The sequence below is a fragment of the Gordonia ajococcus genome (assembly GCF_012974285.1).
In the GTDB taxonomy this organism is placed as follows: Bacteria; Actinomycetota; Actinomycetes; order Mycobacteriales; family Mycobacteriaceae; genus Gordonia; species Gordonia amicalis.
In genome coordinates this window covers 1,199,092-1,216,997 of the sequence record NZ_CP052884.1, presented here as the reverse complement: position 1 = coordinate 1,216,997, position 17,906 = coordinate 1,199,092, and the positions used below count along the sequence as shown (strand labels likewise).

The following is a 17,906-nucleotide window of genomic DNA, read 5'->3' as shown; positions in this document are numbered from 1 at the left end:
CACGAACAGCGAACTACCCGCGGGCGGCCACGGCCTTCTTGGCTGCCTCGAGCAGGTGCTCCGCCGCGCGGCTCATCTTCGTCAACTCCGCGGCGGCGAGGTTCTGATGCGTGTAGGCCGCTTTGTTCTTCAGGTTGAGGAGGATGTTCAGATACCGCTCGGATCCCCTGTCTGCCCGCTTGAGCAACGCGACGGCCTCGCTGTGGTTCCCGGTGTTGGAGTGCACGCCGAGCCGCACGCAGCAGATCACGTCCGAGGCTGCGATACCTGCATCCACGTAGAGGTCCCCGGCTGCGTTGGGCATCTCCGGTCCGAGATGGTCGGCGGCCGCGAAGAACTCGGTCGCCTTGGCCATTCGCCCGGCCGTGACCGCGGCGTCACAGTTCCGCTGTCCCGCCATCAGGACCTCCTCGCCGGGCGCAGCTGCGCGGTGAACCAGGCCCGTGTCCCCGCAACGGTCAGGCCCTGTTTCGACACGTCGTCGAGCAGAGGCTCACCGGCGGCGACCGCGGCGCGCAACTCGTCCTCCGTGTACTCGATGATCCGGCCGTCGTTGCCAGTCCACGCGGTGACCAGACGAGCGAGCTCGGTGACCCGCTGGTCCCACCCGTCGTCCTCAGAGTCGGTGGCGCGCACCAGGAACACGTCGATGTCGCTGTCCAGCCTCATCCGCCCGGTCGCCGCCGACCCGAACACCGCGGCGTACCGGAGCGACCCCTCCCACTCGGTGAGATGCTGTTCGAGGCGATGCAGGAACGTCGAGTTCAGCCGCGACAGCGCCATGATCGGCTGGGCCGCGAGATGCTCGGTGTTGAGGCGGTAGGTATGGGTCCGACCCACTTCATCGTGCAGCACCACGCCCTGTGCGCTGAGCCGGTTGAGGACCTTGCGGATGCCTTCGCCTGATGCGGTGCCGAGGATGCGCTGGACCTGGCTGATCGTGAACGTGACATCAGCGCTCGCCAGAACCGCGAGCACGTCGCCGTCCAGGGTCGGCGTCACCGTGGCGAACGGCTTGTTGAGCTGCATGACCAACCCCTTCTCCAACGAAAGTTAGAGTAACACAACTATAGTTGGAGAACGGCTGGATGGCCACGCGGCTCGTCCCGGATGGACCAACCGTAGGCAGCGCCGTCAGCCGGGAGGACGTCGCCGGACTCCATCACGGACTGGGCAGATAGACCACCGAGAACCCGCACCGACAGCCGGCCCCCCATCGGCCAGTGACCCACGCCGTGGGCACCCACCCCGGCCCCGATGCCGGAACACGAAAAAACCTCCCGGGTGAACCGGGAGGTTTTTGATCGTGGTGGCCAGAGTCGGGATCGAACCGACGACCTTCCGCTTTTCAGGCGGACGCTCGTACCAACTGAGCTACCTGGCCAGACGGTGTCGGTGGATACCGAAACCTTGGCGACCCTGACGGGACTCGAACCCGCGACCTCCGCCGTGACAGGGCGGCGCGCTAACCAACTGCGCCACAGGGCCTTGTTCAATTGTGCTGTCCGACCCTCGTTGCCGAGTGCCGTCCAGGCGTACCCCCTACGGGATTCGAACCCGCGCTACCGCCTTGAAAGGGCGGCGTCCTAGGCCGCTAGACGAAGGGGGCCGGTCTCGCTTCTCCGCTGGGAGCTCGCATAGCTTATGACAGGTTTCGAGCAAACCACAAATCGTGAGGTCAGGGGCAGAAAACGCTGTTTTGGACACTCTCCGGCGACGCGTGCGCGGGCCCGCTCGGCCAGCGTCGCGATCACCCGGCGACACGCGTGGAGGGCCCCGTCGAGTGCGTCGGGGCAGGCTGTAAACTCATCGACGCCCGGCTCGCCGGGTACGCCCCTATAGCTCAGTTGGTAGAGCTACGGACTTTTAATCCGCAGGTCCCAGGTTCGAGCCCTGGTGGGGGCACTCCAATCCCGCGACCGTCCTCGCGGCGGCCTGCGCGTTGCGGCGCCACCTCCCCTCTCCCCCACAGACCATCTGCGGGACCCTGTCTCGCAGATGCTCCGACTCCGCGGTGGGCAGCACCGCGGTGGCTGCCGACACGGGTCGCGCCGGCAGCCGCCCCGTCACCCGCCCGGCAAACCCCGCGGCGCGCAGACGTCCGGTCTCGGGCGCGCCGGTTCGATACCCATGAAGGCGTTGCGCCCGGCACCAGTCGGTCGGGACACCGCCGCGCATCCCATCGGCATCCGACGAGCACCGCGCAGCAGGCCATCCCGCGCGAGGACGCACCACCCCGTCGGGACATCACCGGCGGGTGAAGCCGCGCAACAGAATTGCGCCGCCTGTCACCGATCGTCGCTACACTGTGCGGAACTCGCTGCCGGGGAGAACATGGCCGGACACAACACGCGCAGAGTTCCCGCCTGATCCCCACGGAGGCCGTACGGATGTCACCCGACGACACCGCATCGTTTGCGGCGATGATCGACCGTGTCGTCGAGATGCCCGACCTCGACGCGACGTGGCTCGCCGTGTCCGCCGAGTTGCTGCGGTACTGCGCGGAGACTCCGGCGTCCACCGACGAGTGGGCGGGCCTCGCCCCAGGCGAACCCTTCGACACGATAGCTGCGATGCACGTGGGGGCACTCGCCGCGATGGTGACCGCCGAGCCGGGCCTGCGCGACCTCCTGGGGGACGCCCCGGAAACCGTCGTGCGGCTGTCGATCATGTCGCGCGCGACGCGAAACGCGCTCCGCGCGTTCGCCACTCGGGAAGCCATCCCAAACGGGTCGTTACCACCCCGGTTGCATCTCCTCGCGGTGGCGCGGGGTATCGCCGAGAGCATCGACGAGCTCGCCGGCGACACCTACGTGCACTGGTTCCGGGCTCGGGGCGAAGTGGTCCTGACCCCTGGCGAGCCGTACCCGGTCTGTCGTCGCGATCCCCGACGCTGGCTGGCGCCCCACGCGGCCAACACCAGGCCGGACAACCTTCCCGACCGCGACCTGGCGCAGACGCGGAACCTTCGGATCGCCGACGCCGCACCGTATACCTACATCATCGATTTCGACAGCTGGAACCGGTTGAGTCCGGTGGGTGCATCAGGGCGATTGACGGTCGCGGTCGGTCAACCCAACCGTGACCTCACCGACTTCGACATCGCGTTCGGCGACGAGCCCCGCCGCACCTTTGCGAACCTGGGCCCCAAAGACGCCGCCGCGCAGGCCGACCGGATCGCCCGATTGAGCACGCAGGCCGCACGACGCGGCGCCGACATCCTTGTCCTGCCGGAGTACACGCTCACCGAAGCGGTCCACACCGCCCTGCTCGAACGCGCCCGACGCGAGACGGCCGAGCCGCGACCCACGGTGACGTGCACCGGCGTCGGAAGCGGCCCCGACGATGACGGATTCATGACCAACGACGGCAGACTCGTGATCCACACGGCGGGTTTCAGCCCGGATCATTCGGTGTCGACGCCTCGGAAACTGCACCCCGCGTACATCGGTGATGCGGTGGAACGAGTGCGAGTCGGCACCGAGATCCGTGTCTTCGTCAGCGAGCGGTGGACGCTGTGTGTGCTGATCTGCCGGGACGGTATGGACGACGCGGTGGCAGCCCAGTTGGCGGCCATCGGAGTGAACCTCCTGTTGGTACCCGCGATGAGCCCGAAGACAGCCTCCCTGATCGGCACCACTGCGTCTCTCTGTCGCCGGAGCCAGGCGTTCGTGGTGATCGCCAACGGCCCCGCTCGCTGGCCGGACACCGTGTCGCCGATCGACGCGCCCCAGGCGCCGGCCGGGCACCGGGCAGAGGCGGTGTTCGCCGGACCGTACGCCGACCTGCCAGATCGTTTCTGGGCCGCACCAGCCGGCAACACCAACGACGGGGAATACGAGCCGGGCCTGTGGACCTTCTCCTTTGACGAGCGCGTCGTGCACACAAACCGATGACAATAGTTGACAATAGTTGAGCCTGTGTTAGGTTGTGTCAATGCCTTCAGCGGTTGCCGCTTCCCTCGTGTCACTTCTCGACGACCTCGCGGAACGCGCTCGAGACCAGATCAACGAGCCCGACCTGCGGCCGGCGATCGGCTTGGTCTACGACCTCGGCCGCCTGATTGCCGCCGGACCGGAGGACGATATTCGGCCTGCCCAAGCCGCGGTCGCCGGGGCGCGCGAACAACTCGAAGTCGACGGCCACGTGATCAACACCCCGGAGAAGGCTCTGCTCGGGAAGGAGCGTCAGGCCTACCTCGCCGGAGCCTTGTGGGCGATCAATGAGCTCATGACCGTTCGGCTCGAACAACTCGGCACCGCGCGCACCCCCGGCGACACGACGCGCCGCGGTCAGATCCGAGCGCTCGTCCTAGAAGGCCTCATCGCCGAGGGCACTGTCACGCCGACCGAACTGCAGGCACGGATCACCAAGGGCGGCATCGATGTTCGCCTCGATGAGATTTCGCGAACCCTTGGCGACCTCTTCAGCGACGACATTGTGGCGCCCACCCAGCCAGGCCCGGGCTCCGATCGGCGCCGCAAGTATTTCGCCCTCACCGACGCGGGTCGACGAAAGGTCGCGGAGGGTGCGGAGTAGCGCCACCTGCATGCGATCTACGACGACCCGAACGCACCCAGCTCCGAGCTGAGTCCCGACGGCGGCATGGAAATCGCCGCGGTTGGTCCATCGAATCGACACGTCTCTTGCCGCCCCATTCGTGCGCGGGCAGTGACGTGCCGGGTGAAGATACATCAAACGTGCTGCCGCTCAAGAACAGTCGCCCAGCACCTTGGAAACCTCTTCGACACCCGACGCCAGAGCGCGACAGCATGAGACCGCGACCCCCGTGCTGGAGGTATGGCGCGCGAGAAACTCCCCGCCACCAGGAACAGATCGGCGACCGACAGTCGCCGGAGGCGATGACCGGGGTGACTGGACTGGAGGGCCCAAGGGTTACCGGGGCACGAATCGTCGACGGCCGTCGGTGCGAACGCCCTTAGTCACTTAGCGAATCGAAGCAACGGTTGCACGATACGGTTCACGCCGTCCCTCATGCCGAATTCGTAGTCCGACCGAACCAATAGCTACCTTCCGGAATGAATCGCACTGTAGTGCATGGTAATACTCGGTTCACCGAACAATGGGCCCCAACCCTCGAACATGGAGCATCGCGCATGAGCCTTTCCCAGCGAAAAAGTTCGAAGCAACGTCGAGGCAAGCACCGCAAGCAAGCGAGTCGCCCCGATCCACATGCGTGGCTCGGGGCCGGCGCCTTGACCCTGGGGATCGGAGCGGCCGCGCTTGTCGGCTCCACCGCCGGCGCCGGCACAGCACAAGCCGACGACGCGCCGACCTCCGGCTACGAGGCACCCGTGACCTCAGAAGCCGACCCGCAGACCACCGCCACAGCCGATCCGACTTCGGACACAGATCCCGCTGACTCGGGCACCTCCTCCGAAACAGTAGAACCGACACCGCCCACTGACACCTGGCAGGAGTCACCGAATGGCGACGCTGACAGCGTCGAGGAACCACCGGTGTCGGACGCCGCAGAACCGCTGCCGTCGATCGAGCCGAGTCCGCCGCCCGTTCCCGACACGTCGAGGGCGCCCGACGCACCGACCGCTTATTCCGCTCTGTTGCCGACATCGCCGCTCACCCGACTACCAACCGAATCGCTCCCCGATTCACATCCACCAAAGCCATCTCCGACGCCTGGTTTCGTGTTGTCCGCACCCCGAACGGACGACCCCGCGTCGCGACCAACTGACTCCCTCGGTGAACCGGTTGGTGTCCCAGTCACAATCGGTAACACAACACCGTTTGCAGCGGCGTTCGTATCCGGTTCGACCACGGGTTCGGCAGCACCAGCAGGCCCGATACTGACGACCGCGGCGGTCGCGTTGTCGTCCCGAGGCGCCCCGCTCAGCCTGGCCATGGCAACCACAACCGCTGCCGCCGCTTCGTCGAGGACTCGCAGTCACAGCGCCGATGGCCAGGTATACCTGGGTGGCGACTACATAGAACTTGGCGTGCACACGGTGGGTTCGATCGGCACGATTGGAACGAAGCCCGAAGACTTCCATCCACCGCGCAGTGGCGTCGGGTTCGTCAGCGACCTGGACGGCTTCGAAAACGGTGTCGACGCGCCGATCGACTTCTTTTTGCCGGACACCCCCGAAGAACGATGGTCGATTGGCTACAACGGATCCGAGCGTGGAAGCTTCAGCGGATTGACCGGGAGTCAAGGCACCCTGACCGACACCTCGGTGGCCGACACCTCAACCGGCGATAAACTCTCGGCGACCGCACAGGGTACGGCCAATGACGTCCTGAAGGTCAGGCATGACTATTCGTTCGGCTCCGCCGACAAGGGGTACCTCACCACGGTGACCCTGACCAACACCTCCGACGAAACCCTGACCGACGTGACCTACATGCGGTCCTTCGATCCGGACAACTCGCGTGACGTCGGTGGGGCCAATACGACGATCAACACTGTCGGTGGGCAGCACTCCGGCCAGGGCTACGCGCTCGTCACCGCAGCGAGCCTCCCCGACGATGCTCATCAGAGTCTCACTGGCGAGCAGGCCGTTGTGTATCTCTTCTCGTCTGACCCGCGCGCAGAGGTCTATTCGGGTGGCTTCCGCAACACCGACCCGTATGCGTTCACCGGACTCGACCAGGCCGCGGGCACGACCACCACAGCAGACGACGCGATTGGCATCGTCTACCAAATCGGCGATCTCGCACCCGGCCAGTCGGTGACATTCTCCTACTACACGGGTGCCACCACTCACACCGACCCGGCAATGATCCTCGGGGAGCTGGGCACGGACCCCACCTCTCCGGTGAAATCTCCTGTCGCTGACTATGGCGTGGACCTCGAGCCCATCAAATCACTGAACGCCCTTCTGCGAAGCCAAAGCTTCAGTGATGTGGTGAGCTTCTGGACGAACATCACGGCGTTGACAGGGTTCCAACGCGTGAACAAAGCCCTGACTGCGGTGGCAGCTTTCGTTGCAGGTTATTCGGGCAACCTCGGTGCGAGCGCTGGACTGCTCGGACAAAGCCTGGGGAATGCGATCTCCGCCTCCGCGGCCGCCAACGCGGTCAAGTACGCCCAGAACCCGGTTGTCAAACGGGCGAGCGGCATCGTGTTCTTGGCCGGGGCCGCGGTGACCACGTGGAGCTACGTCGCCGAGCAGGCGTCATACATCGACCCCGATTCCACCGACGAGACTTTCCAGTACATCAGAGAGCATCCGCTGGAAGCGGTTCGAGAAGGCGCAAGGGCGACCGGCAAAGTGCTTTTCGATCTAGGCTCCTCCATAGTCGGCTCGTTGTGGTGATAGCTGCGAGTGGCAGGTCCCGGTCACCGATCCAGGCAGTTCTGGAGCCAGTTCCTTGTTGGGATCGTCAGTCGATCTCGCAGCCCACGGAGTGATGGTCGGTGGGTGCATCGGGCTGCGTACTCGGCCGGGGTTCGGTAGGCCAGCGCTGAGTGCCGGTGGGCGGCTGTTGTGGTCGTCTTCGAAGTCTTCGATGACCACCCGCACGTCCAGCAGTGTGGGCCAGCAGATGCGGTTCAGACACTCACCACGCAACCGATTGTTGAACGACTCGATGAACCCGTTGTTCCACGGTGTGCCGAGCGGAATGTAGCAGATCCCCACCGACCCTGCGCAGAACCCTTGGAGGGCTTCTGAGACGAACTCAGGGCCGTTATCCATGCGCAGCACCACCGGCGGGCCACCCCAGATCGCGAATGTCTTCTCCAACTTGTCGATCAACCGATCGGCCGGGATGGACCGGTCGACGATGTTCAGCAGCGACATCCGTGTGTGCTCGTCGACCATTGAAGCGATCTTGACCTTCTTGCCGTCGACGGTGGAATCGAACTGGAAGTCCAATGCCCACACCACTTTCGGCGCATCGGCAGCGATAGTTGTTGACGGCGCCTGAAAACTGACCCCCTGACGACGGGTGAATTTTGACCCCCGTCTTGTTAGGAGGGTGATTTCAGTGGAGCAGTGGGCGGAGATCCGCCGTTTACATCGCAGTGAGGGTGTGCCGATCAAGGAGATCGCGCGCCGGTTGGGGGTGGCCCGTAACACGGTACGGGCGGCGTTGGCCTCAGACACCGCGCCGAAGTACTCGCGACCGGCGAAGGGCTCGGCGGTCGATGCGTTCGAACCGCAGATCCGGGCGTTGTTGCGGGAGTATCCGACGATGCCGGCGACGGTGATCGCGGAGCGGATCGGGTGGACGAGATCGTTGACTGTCCTCAAAGACCGGGTCCGGGTGATTCGCCCGGAGTTTCGTGGGGTAGATCCGGCCGATCGGGTGATCTATGAGCCCGGAGGCTGTTCGCAGTGGGATCTGTGGTTCCCGGACTACCGAATCCCAGTGGGCCACAATCAATTCGCCATGTTACCGGTGTTGGTGATGACATTGGCGTTCTCCCGATACCGGTCGGCGGTGATGATCCCGTCGCGCCAGGGCGGAGACATCCTGACGGGGATGTGGCTGCTGCTGTCGCAACTGGGCGCGGTGACCCGCAAGCTGGTGTGGGACCGCGAAGCCGCGATCGGCCCCAAGGGCACACCCACCGCGCTGGCCGCAGGATTCGTGGGCACCTTGGGCACTCGGCTGGAGCTGGCGCCACCGCGAGACCCCGAGTACAAGGGCATGGTCGAAGGCAACAACCGATTCTTCGAGACCTCGTTCCTGCCGGGCCGCCAGTTCGCCTCACCGGACGATTTCACCGCCCAGTTCGATCGGTGGCTGGCCGATCATGCCAACACCCGAGTGGTGCGCGCGATCGGTGATCGACGCCCGTGTGATGCGCGCGCCGAGGACCTCGAGCAGATGGCCGGGCTTCCCCCGACCGCACCTCATATCGGGTTGAGTAGCCGGGTGCGACTCGGTCGCGACTACTACGTCGTGTGGCCGGCAATGACTATTCGGTGCACCCGTCGGTGATCGGTCGCTTCGTCGACATCACCGCCGACCTGCAGCAGGTGCGCATCCAGTGCGGCGAGGTCACCGTCGCCGACCACGCTCGCAGCTGGGCCAACCACGTCACCATCGCCGACCCTCAGCACGTGCGGGCAGCCAAAGAACTGCGCCGCGACTTGAATCACCCCAGGTTTTGTGCCGCCTCCAATGTGGGCTGGTCCTCGGTGGCCGAGGCCAGCGTAGTGGAGCGTTTCGAACTCGGTCGGGGGAATCTGGCCAATACTCGAGTGCAACCTGCTGTTGTTGTACCAGTCGACCCAACCAGCGGTCGCGAACTCGACGTCGGAGATCGTCCGGTACGGGCCGGAGTGGAAGATCGTGGTCCGGATGCACTCGGTCTTGTACAAGCCGTTCACCGACTCGGCCAGCGCGTTGTCGTAGGCGTCCCCGACCGATCCGATCGACGCTGCGATGTCTTCGAGTCGCAGACGCTCAGTCAGTGTAACCGATGTGTACTGACTTCCGGCATCCGAATGATGAATAAGCTCAGCAGCTTTCACCGGATGCCCTTCCCGATTGCGCTGCCACAGTGCCATCCGAAGCGGGACTGTCACCAACTCCACCGACTTCGATGTCGAGGCATGCCATGCCACGATTCGACGGGAGAACACGTCGATGATGAACACCACATACACCCACCCAGCCCAGGTCCGGCAGTAGGTGAAATCGGTCACCCAAACCCGGTTCGGTTCGGCAGCACTGAACTGTCGGTTCAACAGATCCTCCGCGCGGACACCATCAGCGGATCTGACGGTCGTTCGGACTCCCTTCGACCGTCGAATTCCTTGGTGGCCTAACACTTTCATCGCTCGATCAACGGCACCATAGGACACCCCAGGCAGAGTTGTGCGATGCAGATGGGCGCGCATCTTCACCCGCCCGTAGAGGCCCTCGGGAGTCATCTTCCGCCGGCCGTCGTCACCGGTGCGCCAGACGACAGTGCGCACCGCATCGACGACGTGGGCATCAGAGACCGTCCGTGCGGCAGGCGTGCGTGATCGCCATGCCCGGTAGGTTCGTGCGGCAATCTGGCAGCCCTGCCCACGCAGGACCCGGCAGATCGACTCGACCGCAAACCCGTTGGCGCGCATCTGATCTATGAACGCCACGATCATCGGTTGCGGGGGTCGAGTTCCCCCGCGAAGAAAGTTGTCGCTGCTTTCAGAATGGCAACGTCTTCTCGTAACTGCTTGTTCTCGGCCTTGAGGCGCTTGATCTCGGCGGACTCCTTCGTAGTGGTCCCGGAGCGGGCGCCGGCATCGATCTGGGCTTGTACGGCCCATCGACGTACCGTCTCCCCGCCGACACCGACCTGCTTGGCGATCGCTTCGGCCGCGGCAGTCAACGACGTGTACTCGCCGCCGTGGGCCTCCAGCAACCGCAAGGCCCTCGAACGGACCTCCGGATCGATTTTCTTAGGCATGTGCCCATCCTTCCTGACTCAGAAGGAAGCGGCATCAAACCTGGGGTGATTCAACTACCGCCGCCAAGACCTCGCCAACCGGGCCCGAAACGCCGCCCGCATCCGCGCCCACCCCGACGGCCACGAGGTACCGATCCGGGCGCTACCAGACTACGACGACCTGTTCGGGGTGCACTTTGCTACCCCGTCAGGTGCTCAACCACCCACCCCGTCCACTATCGCTGAAAGGTGAAATACCATGTCCGACAATCACACAGGTAAGCAGATCGAGTTCGCGGCGCGGGCGTTGAAGATGCCAGCGATCCGCCGCTGCTGGGCCGAGTTGGCCGAGCGGGCCCGCACCGACAACTGGACCCACGAGCAGTACCTCGCAGCGATCCTTGACCGCCAGGTCAGTGAACGCGAAGCCAACGGCACCGTGCTGCGGATCAGTGGCGCTCGCTTCCCCGCGGTCAAGACACTCGAGGACTTCAACTTCGACCACCTTCCAGGATTGCGTCGCGATGTTATCGCCCATCTGGCCACCAGCACCTGGATCGCCACGAGCGACAACGTGATCCTTCTCGGACCACCTGGAGTGGGTAAAACCCACCTCGCGATCGCGCTCGGGATCAAAGCCGCGCACAACGCCTACCCTGTGCTCTTCGACACCGCCACCGGATGGGCCACCCGCCTGACCGAGGCACACACCACCGGCCGCCTGGCCTCCGAACTCAAACGGCTCCGCCGCTACCGGCTGATCATCATCGACGAGATCGGCTACCTGCCGTTCGACTCCGATACCGCCAACCTGTTCTTCCAACTCATCGCCAGCCGCTACGAACAAGGCTCGATCCTGATCACCTCGAACATGCCATTCGGCCGCTGGGGCGAAGTCTTCGCCGACGATGTCGTTGCCGCCGCACTCATCGACCGCCTCGTCCACCACGCCGAGGTCATCACCATCGACGGCGACTCCTACCGCACCAAGACCCGACGACAACTCGTCAACGCCGACCAGTAACCACACCAAAAGGGGGTCAAATTTCAACCGTCGATAAGGGGTCAGTTTTCGGCCGCCGTTGACAGCTCGACCGGCCCGGCCTCGGACTGCACCGTTTTCGGGCTCGACCCGTTCCGCGAGTTCGGCAACTCCCTCCCGGCCGGGTCGCCCTTCTCACAGCCGAGGTGATCGGTCAGTTCGGCCTTGAGACCGCGTTCGAGGGCGAGTTTGATCAGACCCGGGGATCAGGCCGCCGTCGCCAGTGATCTGGACCTGGCCGGTATCGATCTGGGCCAACAGCTCATCGACCATGCCCGAGGCCTGCAGCGCTTCGGCCACCTCCGCAGTCGAACGCGGCTCGGCCAGCTCAGGCAACTGCCGGTCGCCGTTGTCGTGCCGCTTGTCGTCTAAGGCCATGCTCATAGATCTTCCTCTCACTGATGAGCACTTGGACTTACACAGACCATCTGACACCCCCAACCAGCCCCGAGACAACCTCGGATTGAGGGTGTCTGCTTGGGTGACAACAGGTTTCATGTTGTCCGGAATGATCACAGCGAACACGCCGCCGAAGAACTCCCACGCCGCTGAACAGCCCTCGAGGATCGTTGACAGGGTTTGGGTGTGTGAGAGCCACACGAACGTGTGCCGCGAGTACACGGCGGTGAACACCAGCGCGAACACTTTGCGGCGCTTACCTGTTGCCGCATCATCGAGCATCCCGAGGTAGCCGAAGTCGATCTGGCACTCCACCCCGGGATCCCCATCGGCCACCCGCACCGTGGTCGTGGTGCGGCGATACCCACAGCACTCGGTCGCGAACCGCACCAGCGTCCGATACGGACCACACACACCTGACGGGCCAGCAGGATGTGAATCTTCGTCACCGTCAACGGTTCTGGATTCTCCGGCGTTCCTCCCCTCACCCACTGCGTGATCTGTTCGCTGAACGGCACCAACGCTTCCCACGCCTGGCCATGACCATTCGGCCGCGCCGGACGCACCCCGGCCACCACCGCACCGAGCAACTCATCGGTCAGTGCCGACGCACCGACATCGCGCGTCAACCCCGCCGCCTGCGCCGCCGCGATGTAGAGCGTCGCACCGTCTTCCTATCGACACCCGCACGCGTGACGGGGCTCAAGAAACTTCCCCAGGTGTGCTCACTGAAATTCCCCACCCGTGGGCGGCTCCTACTGTAGCGTCCGTCGGGTTGGTGCGGTGGCGGTGCGCTGGTTTTGGGTGCGGGCGTGGTGGTCGCGTAGCCGGTAGGAATCGCCGTCGAGTTTGAGCACGACGGAGCGGTGTAGCAGTCGGTCGAGCATGGCGGCGGCGACGGTGGTGTCGCCGAGGACTTCACCCCATTCGGCGACTGACCGGTTGGTGGTGATCACGATGCTTGTCTTCAAATATCGTTGTGCCACAACTTGAAACAGCGCTGACGCGGCTTCGGCCGGTAGCGGCAGGTATCCGAGTTCGTCGATCACCAGCAGGGTGGGACCGGCGAAGAATCGCATGCAGGTGGCCCAGCGGCCCTCGATGGCGGCTTTGTGGCAGCGGGCGGCCAGATCCGCGGCGGTGGTCACATACGTGCGGTAGCCGGCGTGCACCGCGGCATGCGCCAGCCCGACGGCGAGGTGGGTTTTGCCGGTGCCGGGCGGTCCGATGAGCAGCACGTTGGTGGCCGATTCGAGGTAGGCGCAAGTGCCCAGTTCGCGGATCAATGCTCGGTCGACTCCGGGGGCGGCGTCGTAGTCAAACCCGTCCAGGGTGGCGGGGGTGGGCAGGCAGGCGAACCGCAGCCGCCCGGCCAGGCGGCGGGCCTCGGTGGCATCGACCTCGATGCCGAGGAGGTGCTCGAGGGTGTAGGTCATCGTCCACTCCTGCTCGGCGGCGGTCTGCAGCACCTGCGGTAGGGCTTGCGCGGCGGAGTCGAGTTTGAGTGCGGCGAGATGCCCACGTAGCTGCTGATACACCGAGACCGCCGATTGTGACTGCGGTGCATCACTGTTCGGATTGGAGGTGGTGGTGGTTTCGTCGGTCTTGTTGGTCATGGGAGTTGGGTCCTGTTCTGTGCGGCGCGTTCGTACACGCTCAGATCGATCACCGACGCCTCGGTCGGTGTGGCGGGGTGGGCGGTTGCGCGGCGCAGCGCTTCTGCAGCTTGTCGGGCGGTCTGGCCGGGTGGGATGCGTTCCTTGCGGCGATGCGGTCGGCGACTCGATGAGGCGCCGGCCTGGGCCAGGGTGTCCAAGGCGACGACATGGCCGTGGTCACGCACTTGGGCTCCCGAGCCGGCAGTGGCCAGGCGGTGGCGGGCGATCACGATGCCCGAGTCGGTGGCGATGTCGATATGCCCGTCACCGAGACGCTCACTGACGTGCACGTCGCTCATCGCCAACTCCGGGGGCACCGAGTACTGGTTGCCCTTCCATGCCACCAGCGCCTGGCGAGACACTTTCCGCACCTCGGTGACCGTCGTCGGGTACGGAGCTGCTGGCGGGGCGCTCAGGGGTTCGCGTTTGGCGATGGTGGCCACGTTCGAGCGCCCATCTTTGGTTCGGCGCACCCGAACATCCGAGCGGGTCCGGCAGAACGTGTCGCAACTGGTCTGGGCTTGCTCGACGGTCAGCTCGTCAGGAAGTGTGCGCCACCAGCGTTGCGCGGCAATGTGATTGGACTTCTCCACCACACCCTTGCGGTTCCCGCGCCGGGGTGGGCACACGGCCACCGAGACGCCGTAATGCTTGGCGACGCCGGCGAACTCGGCGGTCAACGCGCCGGTTGCCGGGTGACACACCGTGGCCATCCGGTCGAACCGCCACGACTTGGTGACCCCACCCAAGCGGCGGGTGATGCGGTCGATACCGGCGATCACCTGCGGGCGGGTCATATCCGGTGCCAGATAGCCACGCCACCGCCCCGAATGCGACAGTGACCCGACCAGCAGGAATGCGGTCGAACCCCAACCCCACTGCGCTGGAGGATTCGGCAACTCCACCCAATCCCATTGTGTCTCTTCACCCGGCGGGTGTTCGATGATCGCATTCGCCCGTTCGGTGACCTGCGCGCAGTCCGCACACTTCGGTCGCAGACCGCGAGTCCGGATCTGGCGGGTCAGGGTCTGATACGACTGGGTGTAGCCGAGGTCCTCGAGTTCATCGCACAACGTGCGTGACCACAGATGCGGGTCCTCGTCGAGTCGGGCCCGGACATAGTCGAGGTAGGGGTCGAACGGATCAACCGCCGGCCTCTTGCGCTGGCCCGGGGTGCGCTCACCGTTGAGGTAGGCCCGGATCGTCTTTCTATCGTGGCCGGTATGGCGGGCGATCGCCGAGATCGTCCACCCCCGGTTGTGCAGTGCATGTACTTCCACATCGTTCTCCCGTGTCAACATGAAAGCGGGCCTCCCGAGGTTGCTGGTGAGTGGTCAGAGACCATCAGCATCACGGGAGGCCCGCCTACTCTGGCGGAGCCACACGGGTGGGGAATTCAGATGAGCATCACTGGGGAATTTCGATGAGCGCCGTCACGCGCGGCGATCGTGCGCAGACCCGGCGCCGGTAACCCCACCGCAAGGCCCAACCACAACCGCAGGACTTCTCTGATCTCTTCCACTGCAACCTCCCCGTAGCCCATGCCGTCGGCCCCTTCCGTGAACATCGTCACGGCCGAGTCAACGGACAAAATGAAGGACCACCAGCGCGACGCGCCGGTGGTCCCATAACTGGCAATCCAGGTGGTCCCATCCCTATGGCAAACAATCAGCCCAGGTGGTCCCTTCACGGTGGCAAATGACACCTGGCCCTCGTATGGCCGATCAGCGCGAGTGGGTGCCTAGCCTCGCATTTCCATTCGTGGACTACTTGAGTAATCGGGCTCTGATGGTTCACCCTTGAGCGAGTCCGGACCTCCTCTTCGCGGCCGAGTGTTCGATCGAACGTCTGGAGCGCGGGACAGTCTGAACGTCTACGACACTTTCTGCGGGTACGAGTTTCAGGTTCAGTCGCTACCGGACGACTCGATATCTGCACGTGCGACGCCAATCCACGAACGGGGCAGAGAAATCAGGCCTCGATGAGCCATTTGTAGCGTATGCAGCAGATGTACTCTTCACCTGCACATAACACTGGTCTAGGCGGCTGCGCCGCCGTGCTCGCGCTCTGTCTCGTCCACCCTTAGCGGTAGGACCGCAGCAAGACGGTGCAGTGACAGAACGTCCAGCGCTGGGGTTGGATGGAACGGCTTAGAGCGGGCAGCTTCCTCAGTGCTGCCGCGACGCTTCATGCCGAATGACCCTCGGTCGTGGCCGGCCCCGAACCAGCTTCCCGGTTCTAGTCCGACAGGAGCTCAACAACACGCGCCTCTAACGCGGTAGCCGTACATCCGGAAACAAAACTCTGTGCACGACTGGACAGCCGAATCTCACCACGGAAAGCAGCTTCAAGACACACCTGTAGCGCGTTCGAATCAGGGTACCGAAAAGTCATTCCCAACCCCCAAGTTTCGACACGATGAGCAATTAGCCCGTGATCACTAGCAATAACCGGAGTACCAGAAGCCACAGATCTCGATAGTACGCCGCTCGTCGAGGTAAACGCCGCACTATACGGGAGCAAGGTGACAGAGAACGACGCCATCAACTGCGCTAAAACGGAATCCGACACATAATCAGTAATATGAGTCAGTCTCGATCCGAGACGACTCTCCAATTCGCCGAGCTTGCATGCCAGTGATGGATCGACGTCGCCAACGATTACTACCTGAAACTCCCCATCCTTCAGCGCCAGTTGCGCGATCGAATCCGCAGCGACATCAAACCCTTTCCGGTGGTTCTGCATACCCACTAGACCAACGATCGGCGCATCAGACAACCCGAGACTGAGCCGAGCAGTGTCGCCACCCTCCTGCCCAAAGGGGCCTGTCCATGGATCGGGGATCACCATGTGATTAGCCCTACGGAAGCGCTCGTCGAACACCCAGGTCTCAGCGGAGAAGAGCGATGTAATTGTCGACACCCAAAGAGCGCGAAGACGCTGCTTTAGAGACATACTCGACGAGGCCTCGGGAACCCTATAGCGAACAAAGATAATCCGAGACGCATGCCGCCCAAGACGGCGTCGGAATATCAGCAATAAAGGCAACAGCGGAGTGTAGTCGTCGATGGCAGTGAAAACTATGACACAAGGTTGAGAAGCGTCTCGCGCTTCTGACACCACTGCACGTACGGTGCGCAAAAACACCTTAAGGGAAACCCGCCCCGGAAATGGGACAGGCCTATCCGTGGTCAATCGGATAGCGGTAGCACGATCTAAGCCTGATACAAAGTCCTCGAGGTCGCGTCCTGGGACTCGGTTCGGCATCACTATGACAGTTTCGCTGCTCCTAGTCCCCCTACTCATCGGGAGCAGGACATGCAACCGTGACCTGTGAGGCACGAGTTCACAGAAGATTGTTTTTGAAATCATGAAGCCTTGCTTCCCTCTAGGTTTCATTGACCCGTGGACGCATTCTCTACGCCCCGGCCTCTAGGCCCTACCTTATCGGGACCGAACGACCACACCCGGACTACCTAAGAACAGTCGACAGAAACTGATCCTTCCACTCCGATATCGCATCTGCCGGCAAAGTCAAGTTGACATCGTGGGGGACCTCTAGCACCCCCGAGTCAGCAATAACCTCGTCCCGAGTGACAACTGGGAGTCCTGTGTCCCGCGATATCTCCAACGCACGGTTATCAACCGCCACAATCAACGAATTCGCCCGCTTTTGATGGGCACGAATCCCTGCGTGCAGTCGGGTACCGATATAGTCAAACTCACCACTGTCAAGTGCTTCATCAAACCAAGCGAGAGATACATCGCCGAATTGCAGGCTATCGAACTTCATCCTGCGGCAGTATTCTTCATCTTTCACACCCTGAGGCCACAAGTAAACCTCATGGTAATTTTCTATCGCGTAGCGCAGAAGAGCGTAGTCCGACTCAAAGTGACGATTATAGTCAGTCAAGGTAACCACCACTCGGGAGGATCTCGCCTTTTGATTGAGGACCTCAGGCAGTCGCCACATCGTCACACACGATGTATTTAACGCACGTATACGCAATTCGTCCAGCTTCAGCGACGTATATTCATCGCGACAACTATTTACGCCGTGCCCCAGGATTTCACGCCAGAGGAATCGCGATAAACGGTTGGTGCGAGGCTGGTATTGCCACCATCCAATGCCGAGACCAACCGTCTTTCGGCGCAACAATCGGAAAGCGTTCGCGTCGAACTTCCATTGCCGGTACCAGGGGTAGTTACCGTTGATGAGATTTGTTCCGCCGACAATGAACATCGAACACTGCGCGGCAGCATCACACTCCTCACGGGTCCATTTCCGCCTCGTTGAAAAGCGCTGAAACGCCAGTCCCGCGTCAGTCAGCTCGGTACGGACTGCGTCGGCGATAATCTGGTCGCCAGTATTCTCCGACCCGATACTAGGGTCCAACCAGCCGATCATACTTCCCCAATTCTTCCGTTGCGTAGGTCTCGC

At 63.4% G+C, this 17,906-nt stretch carries 12 protein-coding genes, 4 tRNA genes, 4 pseudogenes and 1 other annotated feature; of the genes and pseudogenes, 7 read left to right on the top strand and 13 right to left on the bottom strand.

What is annotated here, in order from left to right:
* Nucleotides 1-13 precede the first annotated feature (13 nt).
* The 5 genes from GAA2_RS05560 to GAA2_RS05540 form a co-directional block, all read right to left on the bottom strand.
* Nucleotides 14-400: a hypothetical protein gene (locus GAA2_RS05560; RefSeq protein ID WP_024498628.1), complete on the bottom strand. Its 387-nt coding sequence runs from the start codon at nt 398-400 to the stop codon at nt 14-16.
* Nucleotides 400-1,029: a nucleotidyltransferase domain-containing protein gene (locus GAA2_RS05555; protein WP_024498627.1), complete on the bottom strand. Its 630-nt coding sequence runs from the start codon at nt 1,027-1,029 to the stop codon at nt 400-402. Before GAA2_RS05555 ends, GAA2_RS05560 begins: the two co-directional genes overlap by 1 nt.
* Nucleotides 1,030-1,307: 278 nt before the next feature.
* Nucleotides 1,308-1,384, bottom strand: a tRNA-Phe gene (locus tag GAA2_RS05550).
* 27 nt (nt 1,385-1,411) lie between these two features.
* Nucleotides 1,412-1,488: transfer RNA gene (locus GAA2_RS05545), tRNA-Asp, on the bottom strand.
* 48 nt (nt 1,489-1,536) lie between these two features.
* Nucleotides 1,537-1,609, bottom strand: a tRNA-Glu gene (locus GAA2_RS05540).
* Nucleotides 1,610-1,832: 223 nt separating this feature from the next.
* Between GAA2_RS05540 and GAA2_RS05535 the strand changes: the two genes are divergently transcribed.
* The 4 genes from GAA2_RS05535 to GAA2_RS05520 all read left to right on the top strand — a co-directional run bounded on the left by GAA2_RS05535 (nt 1,833) and on the right by GAA2_RS05520 (nt 7,295).
* A tRNA-Lys gene (locus GAA2_RS05535) sits at nt 1,833-1,905 on the top strand.
* Between the two features lie 485 nt (nt 1,906-2,390).
* The gene (locus GAA2_RS05530; RefSeq protein WP_191834802.1) at nt 2,391-3,896 is read left to right on the top strand and encodes a nitrilase-related carbon-nitrogen hydrolase; all 1,506 of its coding nucleotides are present in this window, start codon (nt 2,391-2,393) and stop codon (nt 3,894-3,896) included.
* Nucleotides 3,897-3,936: 40 nt separating this feature from the next.
* Complete coding sequence (locus GAA2_RS05525; RefSeq protein WP_191834801.1) at nt 3,937-4,539, top strand: hypothetical protein; 603 nt, start codon at nt 3,937-3,939, stop codon at nt 4,537-4,539.
* 578 nt (nt 4,540-5,117) lie between these two features.
* Nucleotides 5,118-7,295 (top strand): hypothetical protein, encoded by a 2,178-nt coding sequence (locus GAA2_RS05520; protein WP_191834800.1) that lies wholly within the window; start codon nt 5,118-5,120, stop codon nt 7,293-7,295.
* Here the strand turns inward: GAA2_RS05520 and GAA2_RS05515 are convergent.
* Nucleotides 7,263-8,087, bottom strand: a complete 825-nt coding sequence (locus GAA2_RS05515; protein ID WP_191834799.1) for a DDE-type integrase/transposase/recombinase — start codon at nt 8,085-8,087, stop codon at nt 7,263-7,265. The two genes, GAA2_RS05520 and GAA2_RS05515, sit on opposite strands and share 33 nt — an antisense overlap.
* On the opposite strand from GAA2_RS05515, the pseudogene istA reads away from it, so the two are divergent.
* A pseudogene (gene istA, locus GAA2_RS05510) lies at nt 7,969-9,095 on the top strand (IS21 family transposase); the annotation flags it as partial. The gene GAA2_RS05515 and the pseudogene istA sit on opposite strands and share 119 nt — an antisense overlap.
* A gap of 39 nt (nt 9,096-9,134) precedes the next feature.
* Here istA and GAA2_RS05505 read toward each other — a convergent pair.
* Nucleotides 9,135-10,387 (bottom strand): annotated as a pseudogene (locus GAA2_RS05505) (IS3 family transposase); the annotation flags it as partial.
* Nucleotides 9,984-10,115: a sequence feature (AL1L pseudoknot), on the bottom strand. It overlaps the preceding pseudogene by 132 nt.
* Before the next feature lie 61 nt (nt 10,388-10,448).
* On the opposite strand from GAA2_RS05505, the pseudogene GAA2_RS23095 reads away from it, so the two are divergent.
* Together GAA2_RS23095 and istB (GAA2_RS05500) are read left to right on the top strand one after the other, a co-directional pair.
* Nucleotides 10,449-10,619: pseudogene (locus GAA2_RS23095) on the top strand (IS21 family transposase); the annotation flags it as partial.
* 6 nt (nt 10,620-10,625) lie between these two features.
* On the top strand, nt 10,626-11,390 hold the full coding sequence (gene istB, locus GAA2_RS05500; protein WP_191834798.1) for an IS21-like element helper ATPase IstB: 765 nt from the start codon (nt 10,626-10,628) through the stop codon (nt 11,388-11,390).
* 62 nt (nt 11,391-11,452) lie between these two features.
* On the opposite strand, the pseudogene GAA2_RS05495 reads toward istB (GAA2_RS05500), so the two are convergent.
* The 6 genes and pseudogenes from GAA2_RS05495 to GAA2_RS05470 form a co-directional block, all read right to left on the bottom strand.
* A pseudogene (locus GAA2_RS05495) lies at nt 11,453-11,792 on the bottom strand (transposase); the annotation flags it as partial.
* A gap of 770 nt (nt 11,793-12,562) precedes the next feature.
* The gene (gene istB, locus GAA2_RS05490) at nt 12,563-13,423 is read right to left on the bottom strand and encodes an IS21-like element helper ATPase IstB (protein WP_024498619.1); all 861 of its coding nucleotides are present in this window, start codon (nt 13,421-13,423) and stop codon (nt 12,563-12,565) included.
* Complete coding sequence (locus GAA2_RS05485) at nt 13,420-14,766, bottom strand: Mu transposase domain-containing protein (protein WP_024498618.1); 1,347 nt, start codon at nt 14,764-14,766, stop codon at nt 13,420-13,422. The genes istB (GAA2_RS05490) and GAA2_RS05485 overlap by 4 nt, the downstream gene beginning before the upstream one ends.
* Before the next feature lie 95 nt (nt 14,767-14,861).
* A complete protein-coding gene (locus GAA2_RS05480) occupies nt 14,862-15,170 on the bottom strand; it encodes a hypothetical protein (protein WP_191835045.1) in 309 nt (102 codons plus the stop codon).
* A 533-nt stretch (nt 15,171-15,703) separates the two neighbouring features.
* A complete protein-coding gene (locus GAA2_RS05475; RefSeq protein WP_191834797.1) occupies nt 15,704-16,315 on the bottom strand; it encodes a glycosyltransferase in 612 nt (203 codons plus the stop codon).
* 622 nt (nt 16,316-16,937) lie between these two features.
* On the bottom strand, nt 16,938-17,873 hold the full coding sequence (locus GAA2_RS05470) for a polysaccharide pyruvyl transferase family protein (protein WP_191834796.1): 936 nt from the start codon (nt 17,871-17,873) through the stop codon (nt 16,938-16,940).
* Nucleotides 17,874-17,906 lie beyond the last annotated feature (33 nt).